This is a genomic window from Terracoccus luteus, from assembly GCF_003635045.1.
GTDB lineage: Bacteria > Actinomycetota > Actinomycetes > Actinomycetales > Dermatophilaceae > Terracoccus > Terracoccus luteus.
On record NZ_RBXT01000001.1, the window covers coordinates 1,105,633 to 1,126,838 of the forward strand.

The 21,206-nt window shown below is 72.3% G+C and carries 21 protein-coding genes; 15 read left to right on the plus strand and 6 right to left on the minus strand.

The genetic code is table 11. The annotated features are described in order from the left end of the window. The first annotated feature begins 11 nt into the window (after positions 1-11). From DFJ68_RS05085 to pelF, 8 genes are all read left to right on the plus strand, one after another. The gene (locus DFJ68_RS05085; protein WP_121031544.1) at positions 12-458 is read left to right on the plus strand and encodes a hypothetical protein; all 447 of its coding nucleotides are present in this window, start codon (positions 12-14) and stop codon (positions 456-458) included. 65 nt (positions 459-523) lie between these two features. Then, complete coding sequence (locus tag DFJ68_RS05090) at positions 524-1,030, plus strand: DUF4233 domain-containing protein (protein ID WP_121031546.1); 507 nt, start codon at positions 524-526, stop codon at positions 1,028-1,030. A 9-nt stretch (positions 1,031-1,039) separates the two neighbouring features. Next, entirely contained in the window at positions 1,040-1,462 is a 423-nt protein-coding gene (ndk, locus tag DFJ68_RS05095; protein ID WP_121031548.1) for a nucleoside-diphosphate kinase, read from the plus strand. Positions 1,463-1,607: 145 nt separating this feature from the next. Beyond that, positions 1,608-2,741, plus strand: a complete 1,134-nt coding sequence (locus DFJ68_RS05100) for an FUSC family protein (protein ID WP_121031551.1) — start codon at positions 1,608-1,610, stop codon at positions 2,739-2,741. Between the two features lie 218 nt (positions 2,742-2,959). Next, positions 2,960-4,045 (plus strand): putative glycoside hydrolase, encoded by a 1,086-nt coding sequence (locus DFJ68_RS05105; protein WP_121035104.1) that lies wholly within the window; start codon positions 2,960-2,962, stop codon positions 4,043-4,045. Positions 4,046-4,370: 325 nt separating this feature from the next. Beyond that, positions 4,371-5,813, plus strand: a complete 1,443-nt coding sequence (locus DFJ68_RS05110; RefSeq protein WP_121031553.1) for a hypothetical protein — start codon at positions 4,371-4,373, stop codon at positions 5,811-5,813. 5 nt (positions 5,814-5,818) lie between these two features. After that, positions 5,819-5,992 (plus strand): hypothetical protein, encoded by a 174-nt coding sequence (locus DFJ68_RS18225; protein WP_170165668.1) that lies wholly within the window; start codon positions 5,819-5,821, stop codon positions 5,990-5,992. After that, positions 5,989-7,773 (plus strand): GT4 family glycosyltransferase PelF, encoded by a 1,785-nt coding sequence (gene pelF, locus DFJ68_RS05115; RefSeq protein WP_121031555.1) that lies wholly within the window; start codon positions 5,989-5,991, stop codon positions 7,771-7,773. Before DFJ68_RS18225 ends, pelF begins: the two co-directional genes overlap by 4 nt. Before the next feature lie 152 nt (positions 7,774-7,925). Here pelF and mctP read toward each other — a convergent pair whose 3' ends face one another. Both mctP and DFJ68_RS05125 read right to left on the minus strand, forming a co-directional pair. Then, entirely contained in the window at positions 7,926-9,578 is a 1,653-nt protein-coding gene (gene mctP / locus DFJ68_RS05120; RefSeq protein WP_121031557.1) for a monocarboxylate uptake permease MctP, read from the minus strand. Next, positions 9,575-9,949 carry a DUF3311 domain-containing protein gene (locus DFJ68_RS05125; protein WP_211333272.1) on the minus strand — a complete coding sequence of 125 codons (375 nt, stop codon included), beginning with the start codon at positions 9,947-9,949 and terminating at the stop codon, positions 9,575-9,577. The genes mctP and DFJ68_RS05125 overlap by 4 nt, the downstream gene beginning before the upstream one ends. A 218-nt stretch (positions 9,950-10,167) precedes the next feature. Between DFJ68_RS05125 and lpdA the strand changes: the two genes are divergently transcribed. The 5 genes from lpdA (at position 10,168) to DFJ68_RS05150 (ending at position 16,382) form a co-directional block, all read left to right on the plus strand. Next, a complete protein-coding gene (gene lpdA / locus DFJ68_RS05130; RefSeq protein WP_121031561.1) occupies positions 10,168-11,565 on the plus strand; it encodes a dihydrolipoyl dehydrogenase in 1,398 nt (465 codons plus the stop codon). 118 nt (positions 11,566-11,683) lie between these two features. Continuing rightward, entirely contained in the window at positions 11,684-12,514 is an 831-nt protein-coding gene (locus DFJ68_RS18085; RefSeq protein WP_170165704.1) for an RAD23 family protein, read from the plus strand. Between the two features lie 227 nt (positions 12,515-12,741). Continuing rightward, complete coding sequence (locus DFJ68_RS05140; protein ID WP_121031565.1) at positions 12,742-13,440, plus strand: helix-turn-helix domain-containing protein; 699 nt, start codon at positions 12,742-12,744, stop codon at positions 13,438-13,440. Between the two features lie 208 nt (positions 13,441-13,648). After that, a complete protein-coding gene (rpsO, locus tag DFJ68_RS05145; protein WP_121031567.1) occupies positions 13,649-13,918 on the plus strand; it encodes a 30S ribosomal protein S15 in 270 nt (89 codons plus the stop codon). A gap of 169 nt (positions 13,919-14,087) precedes the next feature. Beyond that, entirely contained in the window at positions 14,088-16,382 is a 2,295-nt protein-coding gene (locus DFJ68_RS05150; protein ID WP_121031569.1) for a polyribonucleotide nucleotidyltransferase, read from the plus strand. Between the two features lie 118 nt (positions 16,383-16,500). Here DFJ68_RS05150 and DFJ68_RS05155 read toward each other — a convergent pair whose 3' ends face one another. Next, positions 16,501-17,499, minus strand: a complete 999-nt coding sequence (locus DFJ68_RS05155) for a cytochrome c oxidase assembly protein (RefSeq protein WP_170165705.1) — start codon at positions 17,497-17,499, stop codon at positions 16,501-16,503. Positions 17,500-17,749: 250 nt separating this feature from the next. Between DFJ68_RS05155 and dapB the strand changes: the two genes are divergently transcribed. Continuing rightward, on the plus strand, positions 17,750-18,490 hold the full coding sequence (dapB, locus tag DFJ68_RS05160; RefSeq protein ID WP_276330718.1) for a 4-hydroxy-tetrahydrodipicolinate reductase: 741 nt from the start codon (positions 17,750-17,752) through the stop codon (positions 18,488-18,490). Positions 18,491-18,493: 3 nt separating this feature from the next. Here the strand turns inward: dapB and DFJ68_RS05165 are convergent, their stop codons facing one another. Genes DFJ68_RS05165 through DFJ68_RS05175 form a run of 3 tightly spaced genes read right to left on the minus strand, consistent with a single transcriptional unit; the run spans position 18,494 to position 20,333 of the window. Beyond that, positions 18,494-18,808 carry an AzlD domain-containing protein gene (locus DFJ68_RS05165; protein ID WP_121031573.1) on the minus strand — a complete coding sequence of 105 codons (315 nt, stop codon included), beginning with the start codon at positions 18,806-18,808 and terminating at the stop codon, positions 18,494-18,496. Then, the gene (locus DFJ68_RS05170) at positions 18,805-19,524 is read right to left on the minus strand and encodes an AzlC family ABC transporter permease (RefSeq protein ID WP_211333450.1); all 720 of its coding nucleotides are present in this window, start codon (positions 19,522-19,524) and stop codon (positions 18,805-18,807) included. The genes DFJ68_RS05165 and DFJ68_RS05170 overlap by 4 nt, the downstream gene beginning before the upstream one ends. 38 nt (positions 19,525-19,562) lie before the next feature. Then, positions 19,563-20,333, minus strand: a complete 771-nt coding sequence (locus tag DFJ68_RS05175; protein ID WP_121031575.1) for a GNAT family N-acetyltransferase — start codon at positions 20,331-20,333, stop codon at positions 19,563-19,565. 50 nt (positions 20,334-20,383) lie between these two features. Between DFJ68_RS05175 and DFJ68_RS05180 the strand changes: the two genes are divergently transcribed. After that, positions 20,384-21,196: a thymidylate synthase gene (locus DFJ68_RS05180; RefSeq protein ID WP_121031577.1), complete on the plus strand. Its 813-nt coding sequence runs from the start codon at positions 20,384-20,386 to the stop codon at positions 21,194-21,196. Positions 21,197-21,206: the final 10 nt, after the last annotated feature.

Below are 21,206 nucleotides of genomic sequence, written 5' to 3' on the forward strand. Positions count from 1 at the left end.
ACGCTGGGCCCATGCCTCCCGTCGTCAAGGTCGTGCTCGTCCTCGCGGTCGTCGCGGTCGTCGTCATCGTCTACGGCCGCGTCGTCGGCCGACGCGACCCCGAGCGGCGGCGCACCGGCCTCACCGACGCCGTCCGCTCGGAGGTCAGCCACGAGATCTCGGCGGGCCACAAGGTGAACGCCATCAAGGTCTACCGCGACGCGACCGGCGCCTCGCTCGTCGACGCCAAGACCGCCATCGACAGCTGGTTCGTGCCGGGGCGCGGCCCCGGGGTCCGCGACGCGGCCAGCTCGTGGTCGGAGGGGCGCCTGACCGACGAGGCCCGGTCCCGCATCAGCGAGCTCGTCGTGGCGGGCCGCCGGGAGGACGCGATGCGTCTCTACGCCGACGCGACGGGGGCGAGCAGCACCGAGGCGCAGGCGATCATTCGCAGCTGGGACGTCAACCAGAACTACTGACGGGCCGCTCGCTCACCCACCCGACCCGCCCGCCCACCCGCCCGACAAAACGACCGGAGGAACCGATGCGCGGTCTCGTCTTCCACGGGACGCTCGGCAAGTTCACGTGGCGCATGCTCGCCACCGTGCTCGGCGGGCAGGCGCTCGTGCTGTTCTTCGCCACCCTCGTCGCCCGTTCGATCGCGGCCGCCCAGTCCGGCGGCGGCACCGAGGGCGGCACGGCGCAGCTCGTCATCGGCTGCGGGGTCGCCCTGCTCGCCGTGGTGGCCGCCGGCACGGTGCGCCGCCCGTGGGGCGTCAGCCTCGGCTGGGCCGTGCAGGCGCTGACCCTCCTCGGTGGCCTGTTCGTGCAGACGATGGTCGTCGTCGGTGTCGTCTTCCTCGCCCTGTGGGTCACCTGCCTCGTGCAGGGCGACAAGGTCGACCGGGCCCAGGCGGCCCGCGAGGCGCAGTGGGCCGCCGACGAGGCCACGGCCGGGGGCACGGATGCCGGTGGGCCGGGTCCCGACGGCACGGGTCCCGACGGCACGGGTGCCGACGGCGTGGGCCGCGGCGCCGGAGCCGCCCGCTAGGGTGGGCGCGTGACCACCGAACGCTCGCTCGTGCTCGTCAAGCCCGACGGTTTCCGTCGCGGACTCACGGGGGAGGTGCTGCGCCGCATCGAGGCCAAGGGCTACACCCTCGTCGCGCTGTCCGTGCTCACCCCGACCCGCGAGGCGCTCGAGCGCCACTACGCCGAGCACGAGGGCAAGCCCTTCTACGAGCCGCTCGTCGAGTTCATGGGCTCGGGCCCGGTCACCGCGGTCGTCATCGAGGGTGACGACTGCATCAAGGGCTTCCGCAGCCTCGCCGGCGCCACGAACCCCACCGAGGCCGCACCCGGCAGCATCCGGGGTGACCTCGGCCGCGACTGGGGCCTGAAGGTGCAGCAGAACATCGTCCACGGCTCCGACTCGCCCGAGTCGGCGCAGCGTGAGATCGGCATCTGGTTCCCCTCGCTCTGACCCGGTGACGGACCGGTCCTGAGCCGCTTCGCTGCCTGCTCAGGCACTTGGTCCAGCACCTGCTCGGGCACCCCGTCCGGTGTGCTGTCCGGCTCGTCCTGAGACGAGGGCGGCCCGGGCGCGGGCCGATGCGCGAGGATGAGGCGTGGACGACTACCTGAGGTCAGACGCGCCGGTCGTCGACACGCTCGACCGCGCCTGGTCGCGCAGCCGGCTGTCGGTGCGCACCCGCCTGGCCCGGCTGCGCGGCGCCGCCTTCTTCATCGTCCAGTCCGCCGTCGCGGCGGGCGTGGGCTGGTGGGTGGCGACCGACGTCCTGGGCCACCAGTCGCCGTTCTTCGCCCCGATCGTCGCCGTCGTCTGCCTCGGCATGTCGTACGCGCAGCGCCTGCGCCGGGTCGTCGAGGTCGCGATCGGCGTCGCGGTCGGGGTGTTCACGGCCGACGTCTTCGTGCAGGTGGCCGGCTCCGGGCCGTGGCAGATCGCCGCGGTCGTGCTCGTGGCCATGAGCTTCGCGCTGCTGCTCGACGGCGGACGGCTGCTCGTGACCCAGGCGGCGGTGCAGGGCATCGTCGTCGCCGCCCTCGTCGCGAGCCCGGGGCAGGCGTTCACGCGCTGGACCGACGCCCTCATCGGCGGCGCCGTCGCGCTCGTCGCGGCCACGGTCGTGCCGCAGGCGCCGCTGCGCCGCCCCCGGGTCGCGGCCGCCGAGGTGGTCCGCAAGATCGCCGAGCTGCTGCGGCGGGCCTCCGCGAGCGCGACCGACCGCGACGTCGACGAGGCGGCCGAGGTGCTCGCCTCGGCGCGCGGCACCGAGTCGCTGCTCCGTGGCCTGCGGGAGGCGGCCGACGAAGGGCTGGCGGTCGTGCGGTCCTCACCGTTCTCGCGCCACCACGCCGCCCGGGTGCGGTCGATGGCCGACCTCGTCGAGCCGCTCGACCGGGCGATGCGCAGCACCCGGGTGCTCGTGCGTCGCGTCACCATCGCCGTGGGCCGCGACGAGGCACTGCCGCCCGGCTACACCCACGCCATCGAGGCCCTCGCGGACGCCACCGACGTCGCGGGCCGGCTGCTGTCGGAGAACGGCTCGCCCGAGGGGGCCCGGCCGAGCATGCTCGTGGCCGCCCGGCTCGTGGCCGAGCTGCCGCGTAGCGGAGACCTCGCCGTCGAGACGGTGCTCGCCCAGCTGCGCTCGCTCGTCGTGGACCTGCTCCAGGTCACGGGCCTCGAGATCGACGCGGCGACCGAGGCCGTGCCGCCCGAGCGGCCCCGCGACTGACACTGGTCGACACAGACCGACACGAACGGACACCGAGCACCGGGCTGACACGGACCGACACGGAGTGACACCGGCCGACCCGGACTGACACCGGGCCCGGCATCCGACACAATGTGCCGACCGCGCCGGCGCCTCCACCGGGCCCACCGACCGCGCCGACGACACCACTGACGACACCACTGACGACACCGCTGACGAGACCGACCGAGGAGGGCGACGTGACCCGTTCGCACGGCGCGTGGGTGCGCTACCAGGACCCCGTGACCCCCGACCAGGTCGAGTTCGCCATCGATCACTACCGGGCGGCGATCCTGCAGCCGTGGGAGCAGGAGGTCGCGGCCCGCCTCAAGGACGCCCGGCCCGACATGACGGTGCTCGCCTACCAGTGCCTGAGCTCGACCCGTGACTACGAGCCGGGCCCGATCTACACCTCGGGGGTGTGCCTCGAGGAGGCCGAGGAGTCGGGGGAGCACTGGTTCGCCCACCGTCTCGACGGCAGCCGCATCCAGTGGAACGGCTACGGCGGGCACTGGCAGATGGCGACGTGGGAGGAGGAGTACCAGCAGCGCTGGTGCGACAACGTCGGCGACCTGCTCGAGGACAGTCCCTTCGACGGCGTCATGGCCGACAACGACGTGTTCGACGACTACTACGGCATCGACCCGCCCATCGAGGGAGGTCGGACGATGGCAGACCTGCGCGAGGCGCTCGGGCGGCTCGTCCCTCGCGCGGGTCGCCACCTCCAGGAGATGGGCAAGCTGCTCGTGCCCAACATCGCCGAGTCGCGGCGCGAGCCGGGCCGGTGGGAGCGCCACGCCGCGTACGGCGGCGGCTTCGAGGAGGTCTGGCTCGCCTGGGGCCCCGACGACCACCTCGACCCGCAGACGGCCCTCGCGCAGATGGCGCAGCTGCACGGGCCCGGCCTGACGATCGTGCGCGTCGCGAGCGACGGCACCGACGACCACCCCAACTTCCGCTACGGCCTCGCCGCCTACTGGGTCTTCGGCGGCGGCGAGGCGGACGCCGCGTACACGGCCACCTCGCACGACGGCTACTCGGGCACCCCGTTCGTGCCCGAGCTCGACTGGGACCTCGGGCGGCCGCTCGAGGAGCCCCGTCAGCGCGGCAACGGCTGGTCGCGGCGCTTCGCCGACGGCTTCGCCGCGGTGAACCTCAACGGGGGGAGGAGGCGCTCGGTGCGCTTCCCCGTCCCGGACGGTCTGGCCGACCGTGACGGACGTCTCGTCGAGGGCTCCGTCGTCCTCGCCCCGCACGAGGGCATCGTGCTCAGGAAGGCCCGCTGACCGGCATCCGACCGGGGGTCAGGCCGGGGGAGATCCCCTGAACGCGACCTGCCAGGGTGCTGAGTCTTTACGGTTTCTTTGCCAAAACCTGTCATCTCGTGGTCCAATCTTCTTGATCATTCAACTGGTCGACACCGCCCGTGGGGGGCGGTGCCGTGCGCTCCGGTGGCTGACCTGACGACGACGTCCTGACTCGACGGCATGGGGGCTGTGCGGCGGGTCGCACCCGGGATCCGCCGCGTCAGCATCGGCCGGACCGGGCCCAACGCAGCACGACCACCACCCACTCGTCGAGCCCTCCGACACGCATCACCGGAGGAATGACGTGCTCAACCTGATGTCCTCGTGGCGGGCCCCCGTGGCCGCCACCGTGCTGGCGCTCGCGCTGGCCCTGCTCGTGCCCGTCGAGGGCGGTGCGGCCCGGTCGGCCGCCGTCCTCGTGGCCGCCATCGCCTGCGTCGTCGCGGCGCTGGCCCTCATGGTGCTGACGCGCCGGGGCCGTCCCGGCATGCGCCACGAGCTCGCCGCGACCCAGCGTGGAGTGTCGCTGCGCCGCTCCGGTCGCTCGCTCGGCCAGCTCGCGCTGCACCTGTCGCCCGTCCTGCTGCTCACCGCCGCCTTCCCGTTCGCCGCGACGCGCTTCATCGGCCAGAGCGTCGGCGGCACCAGCCTCGGCGAGCTGCTCCTCGCGTCGTCGGTGACGGTGCCGTGGCTGAGCCAGGCGGCGGCGATGCCCATCTACCGCGGCATCGGCCACCTCATCAACAACGCGCCCATCGAGCGCGTGCGGGAGACGTTCGCCGGCCTGTGGGTCGCGACCTTCGCCCAGACGCTGCTGCTCGTGCCCGTTTTCGCGGCCGTCATGGCCCTCGTGCTCGGGTGGTCGCTGACGACCACGGCCGCCTACGTCGCGCTCAGCGTGCTGCACATCCTCTTCGCGCAGTCGCTCGTCGTCGCCAACGTCGGCCGGATGCGGTGGGCCTGGGCCAGCGCGTGGGGCGCCTACGCGGTCGCCCTCCTCGCCGCCCCCACCCTGTGGTTCCTGCCCGCCATCGCGGGCACGCTCACGCAGCTCTACGTGCTGCGTCGTGAGCTCGGCCTCCTGCGCCGGCTCCAGCGCCTCGACCTGCGTGACACGGCGGCCGACCTCGCCCGCGGGCTCCTGCTCGGCGGGGTGCTCTGGGCCGACAAGCTCGTCCTGTTCCTCGTCACCGACGGCCGCTTCGCGGTGCAGCTCGTCTTCGCCGCGCTCATGCCCGCGGTCATCGCCTACAACTACTACTTCGTCCGGCTCGCCCCGTGGATGGACGGCGCCATCGGCCGCGTGCGCAGCACGCTCGAGTCGCGTCCGTCCCGCGAGCTCGGCGCCCCGTCGCGCGAGGTCGTCAGCTCCGTCGTCGTCGCCCTGTCGCGCACCGGGCTCATCGGCGCCGTGCTCGTCCTCGCCGCCGTGTGCTTCACGCTCGCCCTCGCGCCGGCCGACCTCGGTCTCGTCGCCGCTGTCGCCTCGGCGTCCTGGGCGTTCATGATGGTGACCGTGTCGACCTACCTGCTCGACTACATCGGCGAGCGCACGTGGTCCCAGCTCATCGGCGGCCTGCACCTCGTCTTCGTCCTCGTCGCCTTCCTGACCCTCAGCGGAGCCGCGACGTACACCGCCCTGTTCGGGGTCGAGCTGCTCCTGCTCGTCGGCGCCCTGACTGTGACCATCCGCCACTGGAGCGTGCCGGAGTACACCCTCTTCTGGCGTCACGCCGTCTCGTGGTGACCTCGATGGCCACCACCCCGACCGCCGCCGTCAGCGCCGCCGTCAGCGCCACCGTCAGCGCCGCCGTGAGCGACGCCGTCAGCGCCACCGTGAGCGACGCCGTCAGCGCCACCAAGGACGCGCCGGAGGGCGCGACGAACCACGCCACCGACTTCCGCCCGACCGAGGACCGACCATGAGCACCACCCTTCCCAGCACCACCGTCGCCCCGTCCTACGAGGACGTCGACGTCGCCATCGTCATGGAGTCGACCTACCCCTACCTCAAGGGCGGGGTGTCCGCGGTCGTCCACGACATCGTCAAGGGCAACGACGACCTCACCTTCGGCATCATCCACATCTCCTGGGACCGTGAGTCCCCGGCGGAGGACCTCTACGGGATGCCGTCGAACGTCAAGTGGGTCAAGCCGGTGTTCCTCAGCATGCAGGAGCACCGCGAGGACTTCCTCAGCCTGCTGCCCCGAGACCTCGGCATGGGCCGCAAGTCGCGCAAGCGCCTGGCCACGAGGCTGTTCGACGCCCTCGAGTCCGTCGTCGCCGGCGACGTCGAGCCGCTCTGGTCGCTCTACGACGAGGGCATGAACCCGCGCACCCGCCACTACCCGATCTGGGCGGCGCTGGGGACCAAGGAGTTCATGAAGCTCTGCATCGAGCGCACCGCCGGCCTGGGCATGTCGCTGTCGGAGACGTTCTGGACGATGCGCGAGTTCTTCTCGCTCAGCGCCGCCCTGCTCGACGAGGACTACCCCAAGGCCGGCGTCTACCACGCCCACACGACCGGCTACGCGTCGCTCGTCTCGGCCGCGGCCGCCCGTCAGAACGGGACGCGGTTCCTGCTCACCGAGCACAACCTCTACGTCCGCGACACCGTCAACACGCTGCTGGGGCGCAACATGGCCCTGCCGGTCACCGCAACCGACTACCGGACCTTCGACGTCACGCCCGTCGAGCGCGCCTGGATGGCGTGGTGGACCGAGATGGGCCGCTTCTGCTACCCCAGCGCGGAGGCCATCACCTTCCTCTACCCGTCGGCGATCTCCGAGGCGGCCGACCTCGGGGCCCCGATCGACAAGGCCGTCGTCATCCCCAACGGGATGACGGTGGGCGAGTTCGAGAACGCCTACCGGCTCCGCCAGGCCCAGGTCGAGATGATCGCCGCGGGAGACCCCGACCGGGTGTGGCGTCTGGCCTACATCGCCCGCGTCGTGCCGATCAAGGGCATGCTCGACCTCATCGAGTCGATCCGACTGCTGGGGGAGCGCGGCATCCACAACGTGCGTCTCGACGCGCTCGGGCCGACCGAGCACCTGCCCGAGTACTACGAGGCGTGTCTCGCCAAGGTCGAGGAGTACGGGCTGCAGGACAAGATCACCTTCCGCGGCACCGTGAACGTGCGCGAGATGCTCTCGGACTTCGACCTGCTCGTGCTGCCCAGCTACAACGAGGGCCAGCCCATCGTCGTGCTCGAGGCCATGACGGTCGGCATCCCGACCGTGGGCACGGCCGTCGGAGGCATGGCCGAGCTCATCGGCGACGTCATCACCACACGTGAGGGCGAGTCGTGGGGTGCGGCCGGTGTGCTCACCGAGGCCGGTGACGTCGTGCAGATGGCCGACGGCATCCAGTCCGTCATCAGCGACCCCGAGGCGTACGGCCGGTACTCGCGCGCGGCACGTGGCCGGGTCGTCAACTTCTACCAGCTCGGCGACGTCGTGGCCGCCTACAACTCGCTCTACCGCGAGTTCGGCGGCCTGCCCCCGCGCCCGGACGCGGCCACCAAGGTCGTGCGCACCGGGCCGGTCCCCTCGCAGGACGAGGAGCTGCTGCGTCCGACGTCCGACCCGCAGGCGGCCCAGCACCGGGTCCGGGCACCGTGGGAGCAGGTCGGTCCGCTCGACGACGCGGACGAGGACGCCGCCTCCTACCCGTCGCGGATCGGCGACTACCGCCACGTCGGCTGAGGTCAGCCTGACGACCCGCTGACGCAGACCCGTTCACGCAGACGGTCGTGCACCCCGATGTCCGGGGTGCACGACCGTCGTCGTGTCGGTGCCGCTTCAGTGCCTGGTCTCTGCCTGACCGACGCCCTGGTCAGGGCGTGATCAGTGCGTGATCAGTGCGCCGGCGGGGCCGCGGGAGCGGCCGGGTCCAGCTTCTCGACCCGCGGGTCCCCGGCATCCGCGAAGTAGTCGGCGGGGATCGTCGCGTCCTTGCCCTCGGGCGCCTTGACGACGTAGCGCATGACGAGGGTGAGCACGACCGTCACGACGAGGTTGAGCACGAACGCCGTGATGGCGATGTAGCCCATCTGGCCCAGGCCCGGGATCTCGGCCGTCGAGCCGCCGAAGTTGGCCTTCGTCACCGGGTTGACGACGTTGTACGCGGCGACGGTGCCGTAGACCATCCCGACGGCCCAGCCGCCGAGCAGCGCCCAGCGGTGGAACCAGCGCGTGTAGAGGTAGAAGACCACCGACGGGAACGTCTGCATGATCCAGATTCCGCCGAGCAGCTGGAAGTTGATGGCGTTGCTCTTGTCGAGCAGCAGCACGAAGAGCAGCGCGAACAGCTTGACGACGAGCGAGGTGTTCTTCGAGACGCGCGCTTCCTGCTTGGCCGTCGCGTTCGGCCGCAGCCAGGCCTTGTAGATGTTGCGGGTGAAGGTGTTGGCCGCGGCGATCGACATGATGGCCGCCGGGACGAGGGCGCCGATGGCGATGGCGGCGAAGGCCACGCCGGCGAACCACGACGGGAAGAAGTCCTCGAACAGCTGCGGCACGACGAGCTGCGGGTTGGGCTTGCCGTCGAGACCGATCGGCTTGGTGCCCGCGGCGATCGCGACCCAGCCGAGCAGGGCGAGCAGCCCGAGCAGGAACGAGTAGGCCGGGAGGATCGAGGCGTTCTTGCGGATCGTGTTGCGGCTCTTGGCCGACAGGGTCGCCGTGATCGAGTGCGGGTACATGAACAGCGCCATGGCCGAGCCGAGGGCGAGCGTGGCGTAGGCCCAGTACTGGCCGGGGCCGGGGGTGAAGACGCCGGTGGGCTTGCCGGTCGCCGCGTTCGTCGTCTCCATCTTGCCCTTGGCGGCGTCGAAGATCGTGCCCCAGCCGCCGACCTTCGACGGCAGGTAGATGACCGCCACGATGATGACGATGTAGATGAGGATGTCCTTGACGAAGGCGATGATCGCCGGCGCGCGCAGGCCCGAGGTGTAGGTGTAGAGCGCGAGCACGAGGAAGGCGATGAAGATCGGCGCGTCCTTGGCGACGATGTTGTCGCCGCCCCCGACGCCCGCCACCTCGAGCACGGCCTGGATGCCGACGAGCTGGAGGGCGATGTAGGGCATGGTCGCGACGAAGCCGGTCACGGCGACGGCCAGCGAGAGCCCGCGCGAGCCGGAGCGGCCCTCGACGAAGTCGGCCGGGGTGACGTAGCCGTGGCGGTGCGAGACCGACCACAGGCGCGACATGAAGATGAAGATGATCGGGTAGAGCACGATCGTGTAGGGCACGGCGAAGAAGCCGCTCACGGCGCCGGCCGAGAACATGGCCGCCGGCACGGCGACGAAGGTGTAGGCGGTGTAGAGGTCGCCACCGAGCAGGAACCAGGTGACCCACGTGCCGAAGGAGCGACCGCCGAGGCCCCACTCCTCGAGGCTCTCCATGCTCTGGGGGCGGCGCCAGCGGGAGGCCCAGAAGCCGGCTGCGGCGACGACGACGAAGAAGAAGATGAGGACGGCGAGCGCGACGCCGTTGACGCCGGTGTTCATCGGGTCCCTCCCTGGGGGCCGGTGGAGTCAGGGTCAGAAGCGCCCGGAACGCCGGGGGCGCCGGGGGCGCCCGCGCCGCCGCGGGGGTCGGACGCGTCGGAGTCGAGGAACTCGGTGCCGTCCTGGGTCATCGGCACGTGCGGCCGCGCCTTGAGCACGATGCGGTAGGCGGTGTACGTCGCGGCGGAGCAGATGATGACCCAGAGGAACTGGTACCAGATGAAGAAGGGCCAGTCGCCGAGGCGCGGCTCCTCCTTCGCGTACGTGCCCACGAGCATGAGGGCGATGATCGGGATGGCGAGCAGCACTCCTGCGAGGGCCAGCAGGCCCTTGTTCGCAGGAGGCGCCTCGCGCCGGTGTGGACTGCTCACGGGGACCTCCGTTGGTCGTGGCGGGCGCTGGTGCGGGATCCGGGTAGGGAAGGGCGCCGGGTGCGTCGTCCCCTGTGCTGCAGCGGGGCCGGACCGGAGCGGCATCGCGTGCGACGGGGAACTTACTCCTGCAACGGGGCCGGGTGTGGCCAGCGACACGGCTCGGTCGGGTCGGACCGCTCTCCGCCGCGTGCTCGCCCACCGATAGAGTTGGACCCATGGCTGATTTCGATGTCGTTGTGCTCGGTGCCGGTCCCGGTGGCTACGTCGCGGCGATCCGCGCCTCGCAGCTCGGCAAGAAGGTCGCCGTCGTGGAGAAGCAGTACTGGGGCGGCGTCTGCCTCAACGTCGGCTGCATCCCGAGCAAGGCACTGCTGAAGAACGCGGAGCTGTCGCACACGCTGACGCACGAGAAGGCCAAGTTCGGCATCGAGGGCGACGTCACGATGTCGTTCGGCCCGACCTTCAAGCGCAGCCGCCAGGTGTCCTCGGGCATCGTCAAGGGCGTCCACTTCCTCATGAAGAAGAATAAGATTGAGGAGATCGATGGCTGGGGCACCCTCACCGGCGCCAGCTCGATGGACGTCGCGCTCAACGACGGCTCGTCGCGCAGCATCACCTTCGACAACCTCATCGTCGCCACCGGGTCGGTGACCCGCATGATCCCGGGCGTCGAGGTGAGCAAGAACGTCGTCACCTACGAGGAGCAGATCCTCGACGAGAACCTGCCCGGCTCGATCATCATCGCCGGCTCGGGCGCCATCGGCGTCGAGTTCGCCTACGTCATGAAGAACTTCGGTGTCGATGTCACCATCGTCGAGTTCCTCGACCGCATGGTCCCCACCGAGGACGCCGACGTGTCCAAGGAGCTGCTCAAGCACTACAAGAAGCTCGGCGTGAAGGTCATGCTCGGCACCAAGGTCGAGGCCGTCGAGGACACCGGCTCCGGCGTCAAGGTCACCGTCAGCCCCGCCGCCGGCGGCGACCAGCAGGTGCTCGAGGCCGACCGTCTCATGTCGGCCATCGGGTTCGCCCCGCGCACGCAGGGCTACGGCCTCGAGGCCGCCGGGGTCGAGCTCACCGAGCGCGGCGCCATCGCCATCGACGAGTACTGCCGCACGAACGTGCCCAACGTCTACGCCATCGGCGACGTCACGGCCAAGCTCATGCTCGCCCACGTCGCCGAGGCCATGGGCATCGTCGCCGCCGAGACGATCGCGGGCGCGGAGACGATGGCCATCGACTACGCCTTCATCCCGCGGGCCACCTACTGCCAGCCGCAGATCGGCTCGATGGGCCTGTCGGAGCAGCAGGCGAAGGATGCCGGCCACGACGTCAAGACGGCCACGTTCCCCTTCTCGGCCAACGGCAAGGCGATGGGCCTGGGCGACGCCGTCGGGTTCGTCAAGATCATCGCCGACGCGGAGCACAACGAGATCCTCGGCGCCGCCATGATCGGCCCCGACGTGACCGAGCTGCTGCCGGTGCTCAACCTCGCGCAGACGTGGGACCTCACGGCCGACGAGGTGTCGCGCACCGTCTTCGCCCACCCGACCCTGGGCGAGGCCGTCAAGGAAGCCGTTCACGGCATCGCCGGGCACATGATCAACTTCTGAGTCCCATCGGCCCGGGTGTCGGGGTGACGCGGTCCTCGTGACGGGGCAGCGCCACCCCGCCCCCGGGCCGCGCCATGCGCGGTGGAGGCGCAGGCTCGTTCTCACCGCCACGGCCTCGGTGTCGGCCCTCGTCCTGGTGGCCGCCTGCACCGGCACGACCCAGCGCACGAGCACCATCGCGTCCGGTGGTCCTACCGCGCCTGCCGCGTCTGCCGGCCTGACCTCGGCGTCTCGTCAGGTCTCGACCCCGCCCTCGGCGGGGGCAGCCCCGTCGCCCGGCATAGCGCCCAAGCGCTCGGCGGCGGCCAGCGAGCCGACGCCCACGGCATCCGGCTTCACCCCCGTCGCGGAAGCCGTCACCTGCGTGCTCGAGCGCCCGTCCGACCCGCTCGTCACGGTGGGTGAGCTCTGGCCCGGCGTGCTGCGCGGCGGCGCCGGGACCCGCGGCCTCGTCCGGTTCGACGGCCCCGGGTGCTCGGATCCCGCTCCGGTCGCCGACTCGTGCACCGGCGCCCTCCCATGGCGCCCCTTGTCGGGGCGTGTCCTTGTGCTCCGCTCTCGCGCCCAGCGTTGGCTCGAGGGGCGTGTCGTTGCGGACCTCCCGGCCGGAGCGGTGGGTGCCCAGGCCGACGACACGAGCCTCGACTACTCCGCCCTGCTGTACGGGTCAGCGTCAGCCTCGGCATCCGGCACCGTCGCGCCCGAGACGCTTCGGGCTCTCGAGGCGGCCGCGGTGTCATGCCTCGGCGCCCGTGAGGGACGCGTTGGCGGTCGCCCGGCGCTCGTCGGCTCGGTGCTGTCGGTGCGCGAGCCCGGCACCCGGGCCGTCGTCGCGCTGGTGCGGTCGCCGCGTGCCGTCGTCACGCTCCGCTTCGACGGCGGGGGCTGGGACGCTGCCGAGCGCAACCGGGTCGCCGCGGCGGTCCTCCCTCGGCTCCTCACCCCCTGAGCCCTCCGTCACTGCTCCGCCCCACGGAGCAGTGGGTCCCACTGCTCCGCGTGGCGGGGCAGTGGGACCCACTGCTGCGTCTGGTGGGGCAGTGGCTGAGGGGGCGGGGTGGGTTGTGGCCGGGTCGGCCGGGATGGGTGGGTTGTGGATGGCGGTCGGCGAGCTGGTGGGGCGTTGTCGGTGGGGGCTGGCAGGGTGCGTGGTGGGGGCAGGAAGGCAGTGAGCGCATGGAGTCCGAGGTCGATGTCGCCCGGATGGTGATGCGGGTACGGCGCCTGGCGGACCTGAGCCAGCGGGACCTGGCCGCGCGGGTCGGGCTCTCGCCCTCGACGATCGCGCGGATCGAGACCGGGCAGGGTGCGGTGTCGGTGGGGTTGTTCGGGCGGCTGCTGGCCGTGGCCGGGCTGCGGCTGCTCGTGTGCGCCGCCGACGAGGACGCCGGCGCCGGGCGTGAACCAGCCGGCCAGGGGGCAGGGTCACGCGGTCCGGCGCCGGGGTCGGGGCAGGACGAGGGCCCGCAGTCACGGGGTGAGCGGGTGTGGCCGGTGCCGGCGGACGGGGTCCGTGACAACGGGGGCCGCCGGTTCCCGGCGCACCTGGACGTCGACCCGCCCGACGAGGTGCCCGCGCTGCGCCGGTTGATGCCGCGCTACGACCGGCCACCGGCCAAGGGCTGGTACCGCCACCGCCCCGAACGTGACCGCCGACGCGCACGAGAGGGCACCCCGGCCGACCACCCCACCGCCGCCGAGCTGCGCGCCCGGCAGGCCCGCCGGCGCGAGAACGAACGCCGCCTGCGGGCGATGCTTGCGGCCGCGGCGCCACTCGCCCCCGAGTGCACCTGCCTCGACGGGTGCCACGAGGTGGCCGCGTGCCTGACCGGCTGTCCCTGCCAGTGCGAACCCGACCCCCACCGGCGAGAATGAGCCACGCGACCCGAGGTGTGAGGGGCTCCGTCGACATGGGGCACAAGCGCGTGCGGTGGGCGTGCACCGGGGCGGACTCGGCCGATTAGGGACGACCCGTCCCTCGCTGTTAGCCTTGGAGACGCCGTAGACCGGCCGCGGATCGACAGAGCCCAGGTGGACATGCCCTGGTGCACCGCGCAACGAGTGAGAAGGAGTCGGTGCATCCATGCCTTTGGAAGCTGACGTCAAGCAGAAGATCATGACCGAGTACGCCACCACCGAGGGCGACACCGGTTCCCCCGAGGTCCAGATCGCGATGCTCACGCAGCGCATCAAGGACCTCACCGAGCACTCCCGGGCGCACAAGCACGACCACCACAGCCGTCGTGGTCTGCTCCTGCTCGTGGGTCGGCGCAAGCGCATGCTGCGCTACCTCGAGTCGACCGACATCGAGCGCTACCGCTCGCTGATCAAGCGACTCGGTCTGCGTCGATGAAATCGTGACGAGAGGCGGTCACCGCGCATGCGGAGACCGCCTTTCGTCATAGGTGCCCCCGGGTCGGCCGCCGGCCGGCCGTGGCACCAGGACCAGATGGTCCGAAGCAGCACCACGCACACAACGACGATGTGCGCGGGAACTTGAGAAAAAGAAAGCGAGGGCCCACATGGAGGGTCCAGACATCACCTTCGCCGAGGCCGTCATCGACAACGGTCAGTACGGCACCCGCACGGTCCGGTTCGAGACCGGTCGCCTGGCCAAGCAGGCCGGCGGCGCGGTCACCGCGTACCTCGACGACGACACGATGCTCATGTCGACGACGACCGCGGGCAAGACCCCGAAGGACCAGTTCGACTTCTTCCCGCTGACGGTCGACGTCGAAGAGCGCATGTACGCCATCGGCAAGATCCCCGGCAGCTTCTTCCGCCGCGAGGGCCGCCCGTCGACCGACGCCGTCCTCACCTGCCGCCTCATCGACCGCCCGCTGCGCCCGACCTTCAAGAAGGGTCTGCGCAACGAGGTCCAGGTCGTCATCTCGGTGTTCTCGCTGAACCCCGACCACCAGTACGACGTGCTGGCCATCAACGCCGCCAGCGCCTCGACGCAGATCTCCGGCCTGCCGTTCTCCGGCCCCGTCGGCGGCGTCCGCGTCTCGCTCATCGACGGCCAGTGGGTCGCCTTCCCGAACTTCTCCGACATCGAGAAGTCGGTCTTCGACATGGTCGTCGCCGGCCGCGTCGTCACGAACGCCGACGGCGTTGACGACGTCGCCATCATGATGGTCGAGGCCGAGTCGACCGAGTCGACCTGGGACCTCGTCAAGACGATGGGCAAGCAGGCGCCGACCGAGGAGGTCGTCGCCGAGGGCCTCGAGGCCAGCAAGAAGTTCATCAAGCAGCTCTGCGACGCCCAGGCCCAGCTCGCTGCCGAGGCGGCCAAGCCGGTCCAGGACTACCCCGTCTTCCTCGACTACCAGGACGACGTGTACGCCGCGGTCGAGGCCGCCGTCTCCGACGAGACGGCCGCCGCCCTGACCATCGCCGGCAAGCAGGAGCGCGAGGACAAGCTCGACGAGATCAAGTCGTCGCTGCACCTCAAGCTCGTCGGCGACGCCGACCCGGTGCAGGGCACCGGCACCGCCGGTGAGTTCGCCGGTCGCCAGAAGGAGGTCTCCGCCGCCTTCCGCGCCGTGCAGAAGAAGCTCATCCGCCAGCGCATCCTGCGCGACAAGGTGCGCATCGACGGCCGTGGCCTCGCCGACATCCGCGCCCTCGGCGCCGAGGTCGAGGTGCTGCCGCGCGTGCACGGCTCCGCCATCTTCGAGCGCGGAGAGACCCAGATCATGGGTGTCACCACGCTGAACATGCTCAAGATGGAGCAGCAGCTCGACACCCTCTCGCCGGTGACGCGCAAGCGCTACATGCACAACTACAACTTCCCGCCCTACAGCACCGGTGAGACCGGCCGCGTCGGTTCGCCGAAGCGCCGCGAGATCGGTCACGGCGCCCTGGCCGAGCGTGCGCTCATGCCGGTCCTGCCGAGCCGCGAGGAGTTCCCGTACGCGATCCGTCAGGTGTCCGAGGCCCTCGGCTCCAACGGCTCGACGTCCATGGGCTCGGTCTGCGCCTCCACCCTGTCGCTGCTCAACGCCGGGGTGCCGCTGCGCGCCCCGGTCGCCGGCATCGCCATGGGCCTGGTGTCCGACACCGTCGACGGTGAGACCCGCTACGCGGCCCTCACCGACATCCTCGGGGCCGAGGACGCCTTCGGCGACATGGACTTCAAGGTCGCCGGCACCAAGGAGTTCGTCACGGCCATCCAGCTCGACACCAAGCTCGACGGCATCCCCGCCTCGGTGCTCGGAGGCGCGCTGACCCAGGCCCGCGACGCCCGCCTGCACATCCTCGACGTCATGGCCGAGGCCATCGACGTGCCCGACGAGATGAGCCCCTACGCGCCGCGCATCATCACGGTGAAGGTCCCCGTCGACAAGATCGGTGAGGTCATCGGCCCGAAGGGCAAGATGATCAACCAGATCCAGGACGACACGGGCGCCGACATCTCGATCGAGGACGACGGCACCGTGTTCATCGGTGCGGTCGACGGCCCCTCGGCCGAGGCGGCTCGCGCGGCGGTCAACGCCATCGCGAACCCGACGATGCCGGAGGTCGGTGAGCGCTTCCTGGGCACCGTCGTCAAGACGACGACCTTCGGGGCGTTCGTCTCGCTGCTGCCGGGCAAGGACGGCCTGCTGCACATCTCCGAGGTGCGCAAGCTCGTCGGCGGCAAGCGGATCGACAACGTCGACGACGTCGTCAAGATCGGCCAGAAGATCCAGGTCGAGCTCAAGGAGATCGACCCGCGCGGCAAGCTCAGCCTCGCCGCGGTCGTCGCCGACGACGCGAGCCAGGACGGCGCCGCCGAGGCGTCCGACGCGGCCGCAGAGCCGGCCGACGCCTGATCGCAGCCCGATCGCGCAGTGGGTCCGACCGGACCTCGCGACGGCCCGTCACCCCTCGGGGTGGCGGGCCGTCCGCGTTCCCGTCGTGCCTCGGTCGGGCCGGGCGTGGCCTGAGGCCTCAGGCCCTCGGTCGGAACCGACCCTGCAGCCTCGGGTCCGACTCCCACCACAGGACCGGGGCGGCGACGGAGTCGTCCGGGTCGGCAGCCGGACCGGTCGCCGGATCCGCCGACCTGACAGCGACCGGATGGTCGGCGGCGTCGAGGGCGCGGTCGGTCGCGGCGGCCTCGCGGTCGTCGCTGCGGACCCACTCGACGAAGACTGCGGCGATGACCGGCAGCCCCACCGCCTCCGCGACGGCGAGCAGGGCCCCGCCGCCGAGGCGTTGGTCGAGGTCCGGCGCCAGCCCCGACACGGCGCCGACCCCGCCGGCCGTCAGGTGGGTCCAGCCCGGGAAGGTCGGCGCCACCAGCCCGCTCGCCGTCATGAGCAGGATGCCGGGGATGGCGTCCGCGAGGCCGTCGACGAAGGCGAGCGCCGTGCGCACGGCCGGGGTCGCCCACCGGGGGAGCAGCCCGTCGACCATGAGCGGCAGGACGAAGAGCAGACCCGTGACGACGAGGGCGAGGTCGAGCAGCGCCTCCGCCACCGTTGAGCGGGTGGAGGCCGCGAAGGCCGGCGTCCAGAACACGGCGATGAGGGTCCCCACGGCGAGAGCCGTGCCGACGGCGGGGAACATGAGCAGGCGGGCGAGCCGGGTCGACAGCAGCCTGAGCAGCGGATGCCGGCCGGCGGGGTGGAGCGTGCGCAGCAGCCGCACGGGGTCGCCGAGCGCGAGCCCGACCGGCGTGAGCGAGGCGAGCGCGCCGACCTGCAGCGCCCCGACCCAGAACACGCTGTCGCGGTACACGGCGAGCGGACCGCACACGGCGTAGGCCAGGGTGCCGACGCCGAGCAGGAGGAACAGCGCGGTACGCCAGCGCGACCAGGCGTGACCGGAACGCCGGGCCCGGTGCACCCAGCCGAGGTAGGCGCCGCCCACGACAGCCACCGTGATCAGGCCGCCGGGCGAGAGCTCCCAGGCGGTGAGCAGTCGCGAGGCGTCGAACGGGGGCACGGCGGCATGCTCCGACACCTGCCTGAACGCCCGGTGGGAGTGGCGGACGCCCGGCGGGCGGCGCGGATGCGCTGGCTACGCTGACGCCGTGACCGACACGAGCAGCGCGACGACCTCGGCCGACGACCGCCCCGCCCCCGGAGTGGCGGGTTCCAGCTCGACCGCCGCCGCCGCGGTCGCCGACGCGGCCGCCGCCGCGTCTTCCGCCGCTCGGCCCACCGCGGCCGGGCGCGACCTCACCGTCGCCGTCATCGGTGCCGGTGGGCGGATGGGCGCCGAGGCCGTCCGCGCGGTCGAGGCGACACCCGGGCTGCGGCTCGTCGGCCGCTACGGCTCCGCTGACGAGCTCGGCGACCTCGGCGGGGCCGACGTGGCGGTCGAGCTGACGGTGCCGGCAGCCTCACCCGGCAACGTCGCCCACTGCGTCGAGCGCGGCGTGCACGTCGTCGTCGGCACGACGGGTTGGGACGAGGCCCGTCTGTCCACGTTGCGCGAGCAGCTGGCCGCGGCCCCGCCGGCGGCCACCGGCGCCGGGGTCGGCGTGCTCATCGCCCCCAACTTCGCCGTCGGCGCGCTGCTCATGATGGCCTTCGCGGCCAAGGCGGCGCCGTTCTTCGAGTCGGTCGAGGTGGTCGAGCTGCACCACCCCGCCAAGGTCGACGCCCCGTCGGGGACCGCCGCGCGCACGGCCGCGATGATCGCGGCCAGCCGCGCCGAGGCCGGGACGCCGGTTCCTCCGGACGCGACGACGAGCGACCCGGACGGGGCGCGCGGGGTCAGCGTCGACGGCATCCACGTGCACTCGGTGCGGCTGCGGGGCCTCACGGCCCACCAGGAGGTGCTGCTCGGCAACGCGGGGGAGCAGTTGACCCTGCGCCACGACTCCTTCGACCGCACGTCGTTCATGCCCGGTGTCATCGCGGCCGTGCGGGCGGTCGCCGACCACCCCGGGCTCACCGTCGGGCTCGAGCACTACCTCGGGCTCGACTGAGGCTCAGGCGAACCCGGCCGCCCGCAGCACCGCCGCGGTCAGGGCGCCCAGCACGACGACGAGCAGGAAGGGCGCCCGCAGCAGCAGCGCCACCGCCGCCACGGCGACCGCGGCGAGACGGGCGTCGACGACGAGCGAGCCACCGGCGCCGGTCGCCGTCTGGGTGACGACGAGCGCCGCGAGCAGCGCGACCGGTAGTGCGCCGGTCACCCGGCGCACGCGCGGACGCTCGAGCACGCCGGCCGGCACGAGGTGCCCGGCGACCTTGGTGCCGAACGCGATCGCGGTGGCCACGGCGATGGCCAGCCAGGCGTTCACGCCGCGGCCCTGTCGGGATTTGCGGTCGCGCGGGGCGCCCGCAGCGCCAGCAGGGCCGCCAGCGAGGCGACGACGACGGGGATGCCGGGGGGCAGGGCCGGCGACAGGAGCAGGGCCACCAGCCCGCCGAGCACGGCGACGGCCACGGCGTCGCGGCTGCGCAGGCGCGGCCACAGCAGGGCGGTGAAGGCGGCGCAGGCCGCGGCGTCGAGGCCGTAGGTGCGCGGGTCGCCGATGGCGTTGCCGACCAGGGCCCCGGCGAGGGTGGTGAGGTTCCACAGGACGAAGACGCTGAGCCCGGCGACCCAGAAGCCGAGCCGGGCGCGCGGCGCGTCGGGCTGGGCCACCGCGACGGCGGTCGACTCGTCGATCGTCAGGTGCGCCGCGAGCAGCCGGCGCACCCCGCGCACCCCGAGCAGGTGCGTCAGCTCGAGTGCGTAGAGGCCGTTGCGGATGCCGAGCATCGAGCTGGCCGCGATGGCGGACGGGGCGGCGGCGAGGCCACCCGAGGCGACGATGCCGACGAAGGCGAACTGCGAGCCGCCGGTGAACATGAGCAGGGACAGGGCGCAGGCCTGCCAGACGTCGAAGCCGGCGGCGACGGCGAGGGCCCCGAAGCTGATGCCGTAGGCGCCTGTCGCCAGTCCGACCGACAGGCCCTGGCGCGCGACGGGGCGACGGTCGGCGGGCGCCACCGGGCCCGGCGGGTCGGTCACGCCGCTCGGCTCGCTCGGCTCGCTCGGCTCCGGCACGGTCAGTCCGTCGCGATGGAGGCGCGCAGCCGCACCTCCGGCACGGCGGCGCCGTCCGTGCCGCCCGGTGCGCCCGTCTCGTCGACCGGGTCGGTCGGGTCGGTCGGGTCGGTCGGGTCGAGCAGCCGGCGCCGGGTGGCCCCGTCGGGTTCGAGGCCGGACCCGGTGAGGAAGGTGAGGGCCTCCTCGTCCGCGGCCGGCACCCAGGCGCAGACCGCGCTGCGGCCCCGCCCCCGGCTGACGTCGACGGCCGCGTTGAGCAGCCGCGAGCCGTGGCCGGCCCGTCGCGCCTCGGGGTGGACGGCGAGCACGAGCAGCTCGGTGGCGCCCTCGGACAGCGCGTCGGGATCGGGGCTCGGGCCGACGGCGGCGAGCCCGACCACCTGCTCACCCGCGCACGCCACGAGCAGGACGTGGTCAGGCGACGGGGGCCGCTCCAGCGACGCACGCCAGGCCGACGCGAGCGTCCGCGCCTCGAGCAGCCCCTCGCGCTCGAGGCTCGCGAGGCGGTCGGCGGGCAGCACCGACCCGAGCGTCTCGCGCAGGACGACCGCCTGCACGAGCCCGACCGCCGGGGCGTCGGTGGCGCGGGCCAGCCGCACGCTCGCGTCGGCGACGACGGGAGCGGGCCCACCGGCATCCGTGCCGTGGTCGTGCGGGTGGTCGTGCGGGTGGTCCTGCGGGTGGTCGTGCGGGTGGTCGTGCGGGTGGTCGTGCGCGTGCCCGCCGCCGTCCCCGTGGTCGTGAGCGGGGCCGTGAGCGTGCGTGTCCATGACCGAATCCTCGCAGCCGGGGTGTCGGCCCCCGCGGCTACCCTTGCGGCGTGCGCCAGTACCTCGACCTCCTCGACCACGTCCTGACCCACGGGCAGCAGAAGTCCGACCGCACCGGTACGGGCACGTTGAGCGTCTTCGGGCACCAGATGCGCTTCGACCTCGCCGACGGCTTCCCGGCGATGACGACGAAGCGGCTGCACCTGCGCTCGATCATCGGCGAGCTGCTGTGGTTCCTGCGCGGCGACACGAACGTGCGCTGGCTGCAGGAGCGCGGCATCTCGATCTGGGACGAGTGGGCCGACGATAACGGCGACCTCGGGCCCGTCTACGGCCACCAGTGGCGCTCGTGGCCGACTCCCGACGGCCGTCACGTCGACCAGATCGCGAAGGTCATCGACGCGATCCGCACCGACCCCGACAGCCGGCGCCTCATCGTCTCGGCCTGGAACGTCGCCGACGTCGACGACATGGCCCTGCCGCCCTGCCACACGATGTTCCAGTTCTACGTCTCCCCGGCGGGGCCCGACGGCCGGCGGCGGCTGTCGTGCCAGCTCTACCAGCGCAGCGCCGACATCTTCCTCGGCGTGCCCTTCAACATCGCCTCGTACGCCCTGCTCACGCAGATGATCGCGCAGCTCACCGACCTCGAGCCGGGGGAGTTCGTGCACACGCTCGGCGACGCCCACCTCTACCTCAACCACCTCGAGCAGGCCCGCGAGCAGCTGACCCGCACGCCGCACCCGCTGCCGACGATGCACATCACGCCCGGCAAGCCCGGCATCGACGACTTCGACCTCGACGACTTCGAGCTGCGCGACTACGTCGCCGAGCCGGGCATCCGCGCCCCCATCGCGGTCTGAGGTGACGCAG

Excerpts from the sequence above, each read along its gene's own strand:
- pelF (WP_121031555.1), top strand. The coding sequence starts at position 5,989 with ATGAGCACCACCCTTCCCAGCACCACCGTCGCCCCGTCCTACGAGGAC.
- mctP (WP_121031557.1), bottom strand. The coding sequence starts at position 9,578 with ATGAACACCGGCGTCAACGGCGTCGCGCTCGCCGTCCTCATCTTCTTC.
- DFJ68_RS05150 (WP_121031569.1), top strand. The coding sequence starts at position 14,088 with ATGGAGGGTCCAGACATCACCTTCGCCGAGGCCGTCATCGACAACGGT.
- DFJ68_RS05140 (WP_121031565.1), top strand. The coding sequence starts at position 12,742 with ATGGAGTCCGAGGTCGATGTCGCCCGGATGGTGATGCGGGTACGGCGC.
- DFJ68_RS05090 (WP_121031546.1), top strand. The coding sequence starts at position 524 with ATGCGCGGTCTCGTCTTCCACGGGACGCTCGGCAAGTTCACGTGGCGC.
- rpsO (WP_121031567.1), top strand. The coding sequence starts at position 13,649 with ATGCCTTTGGAAGCTGACGTCAAGCAGAAGATCATGACCGAGTACGCC.
- lpdA (WP_121031561.1), top strand. The coding sequence starts at position 10,168 with ATGGCTGATTTCGATGTCGTTGTGCTCGGTGCCGGTCCCGGTGGCTAC.
- DFJ68_RS05175 (WP_121031575.1), bottom strand. The coding sequence starts at position 20,333 with ATGGACACGCACGCTCACGGCCCCGCTCACGACCACGGGGACGGCGGC.
- DFJ68_RS18225 (WP_170165668.1), top strand. The coding sequence starts at position 5,819 with ATGGCCACCACCCCGACCGCCGCCGTCAGCGCCGCCGTCAGCGCCACC.
- DFJ68_RS05085 (WP_121031544.1), top strand. The coding sequence starts at position 12 with ATGCCTCCCGTCGTCAAGGTCGTGCTCGTCCTCGCGGTCGTCGCGGTC.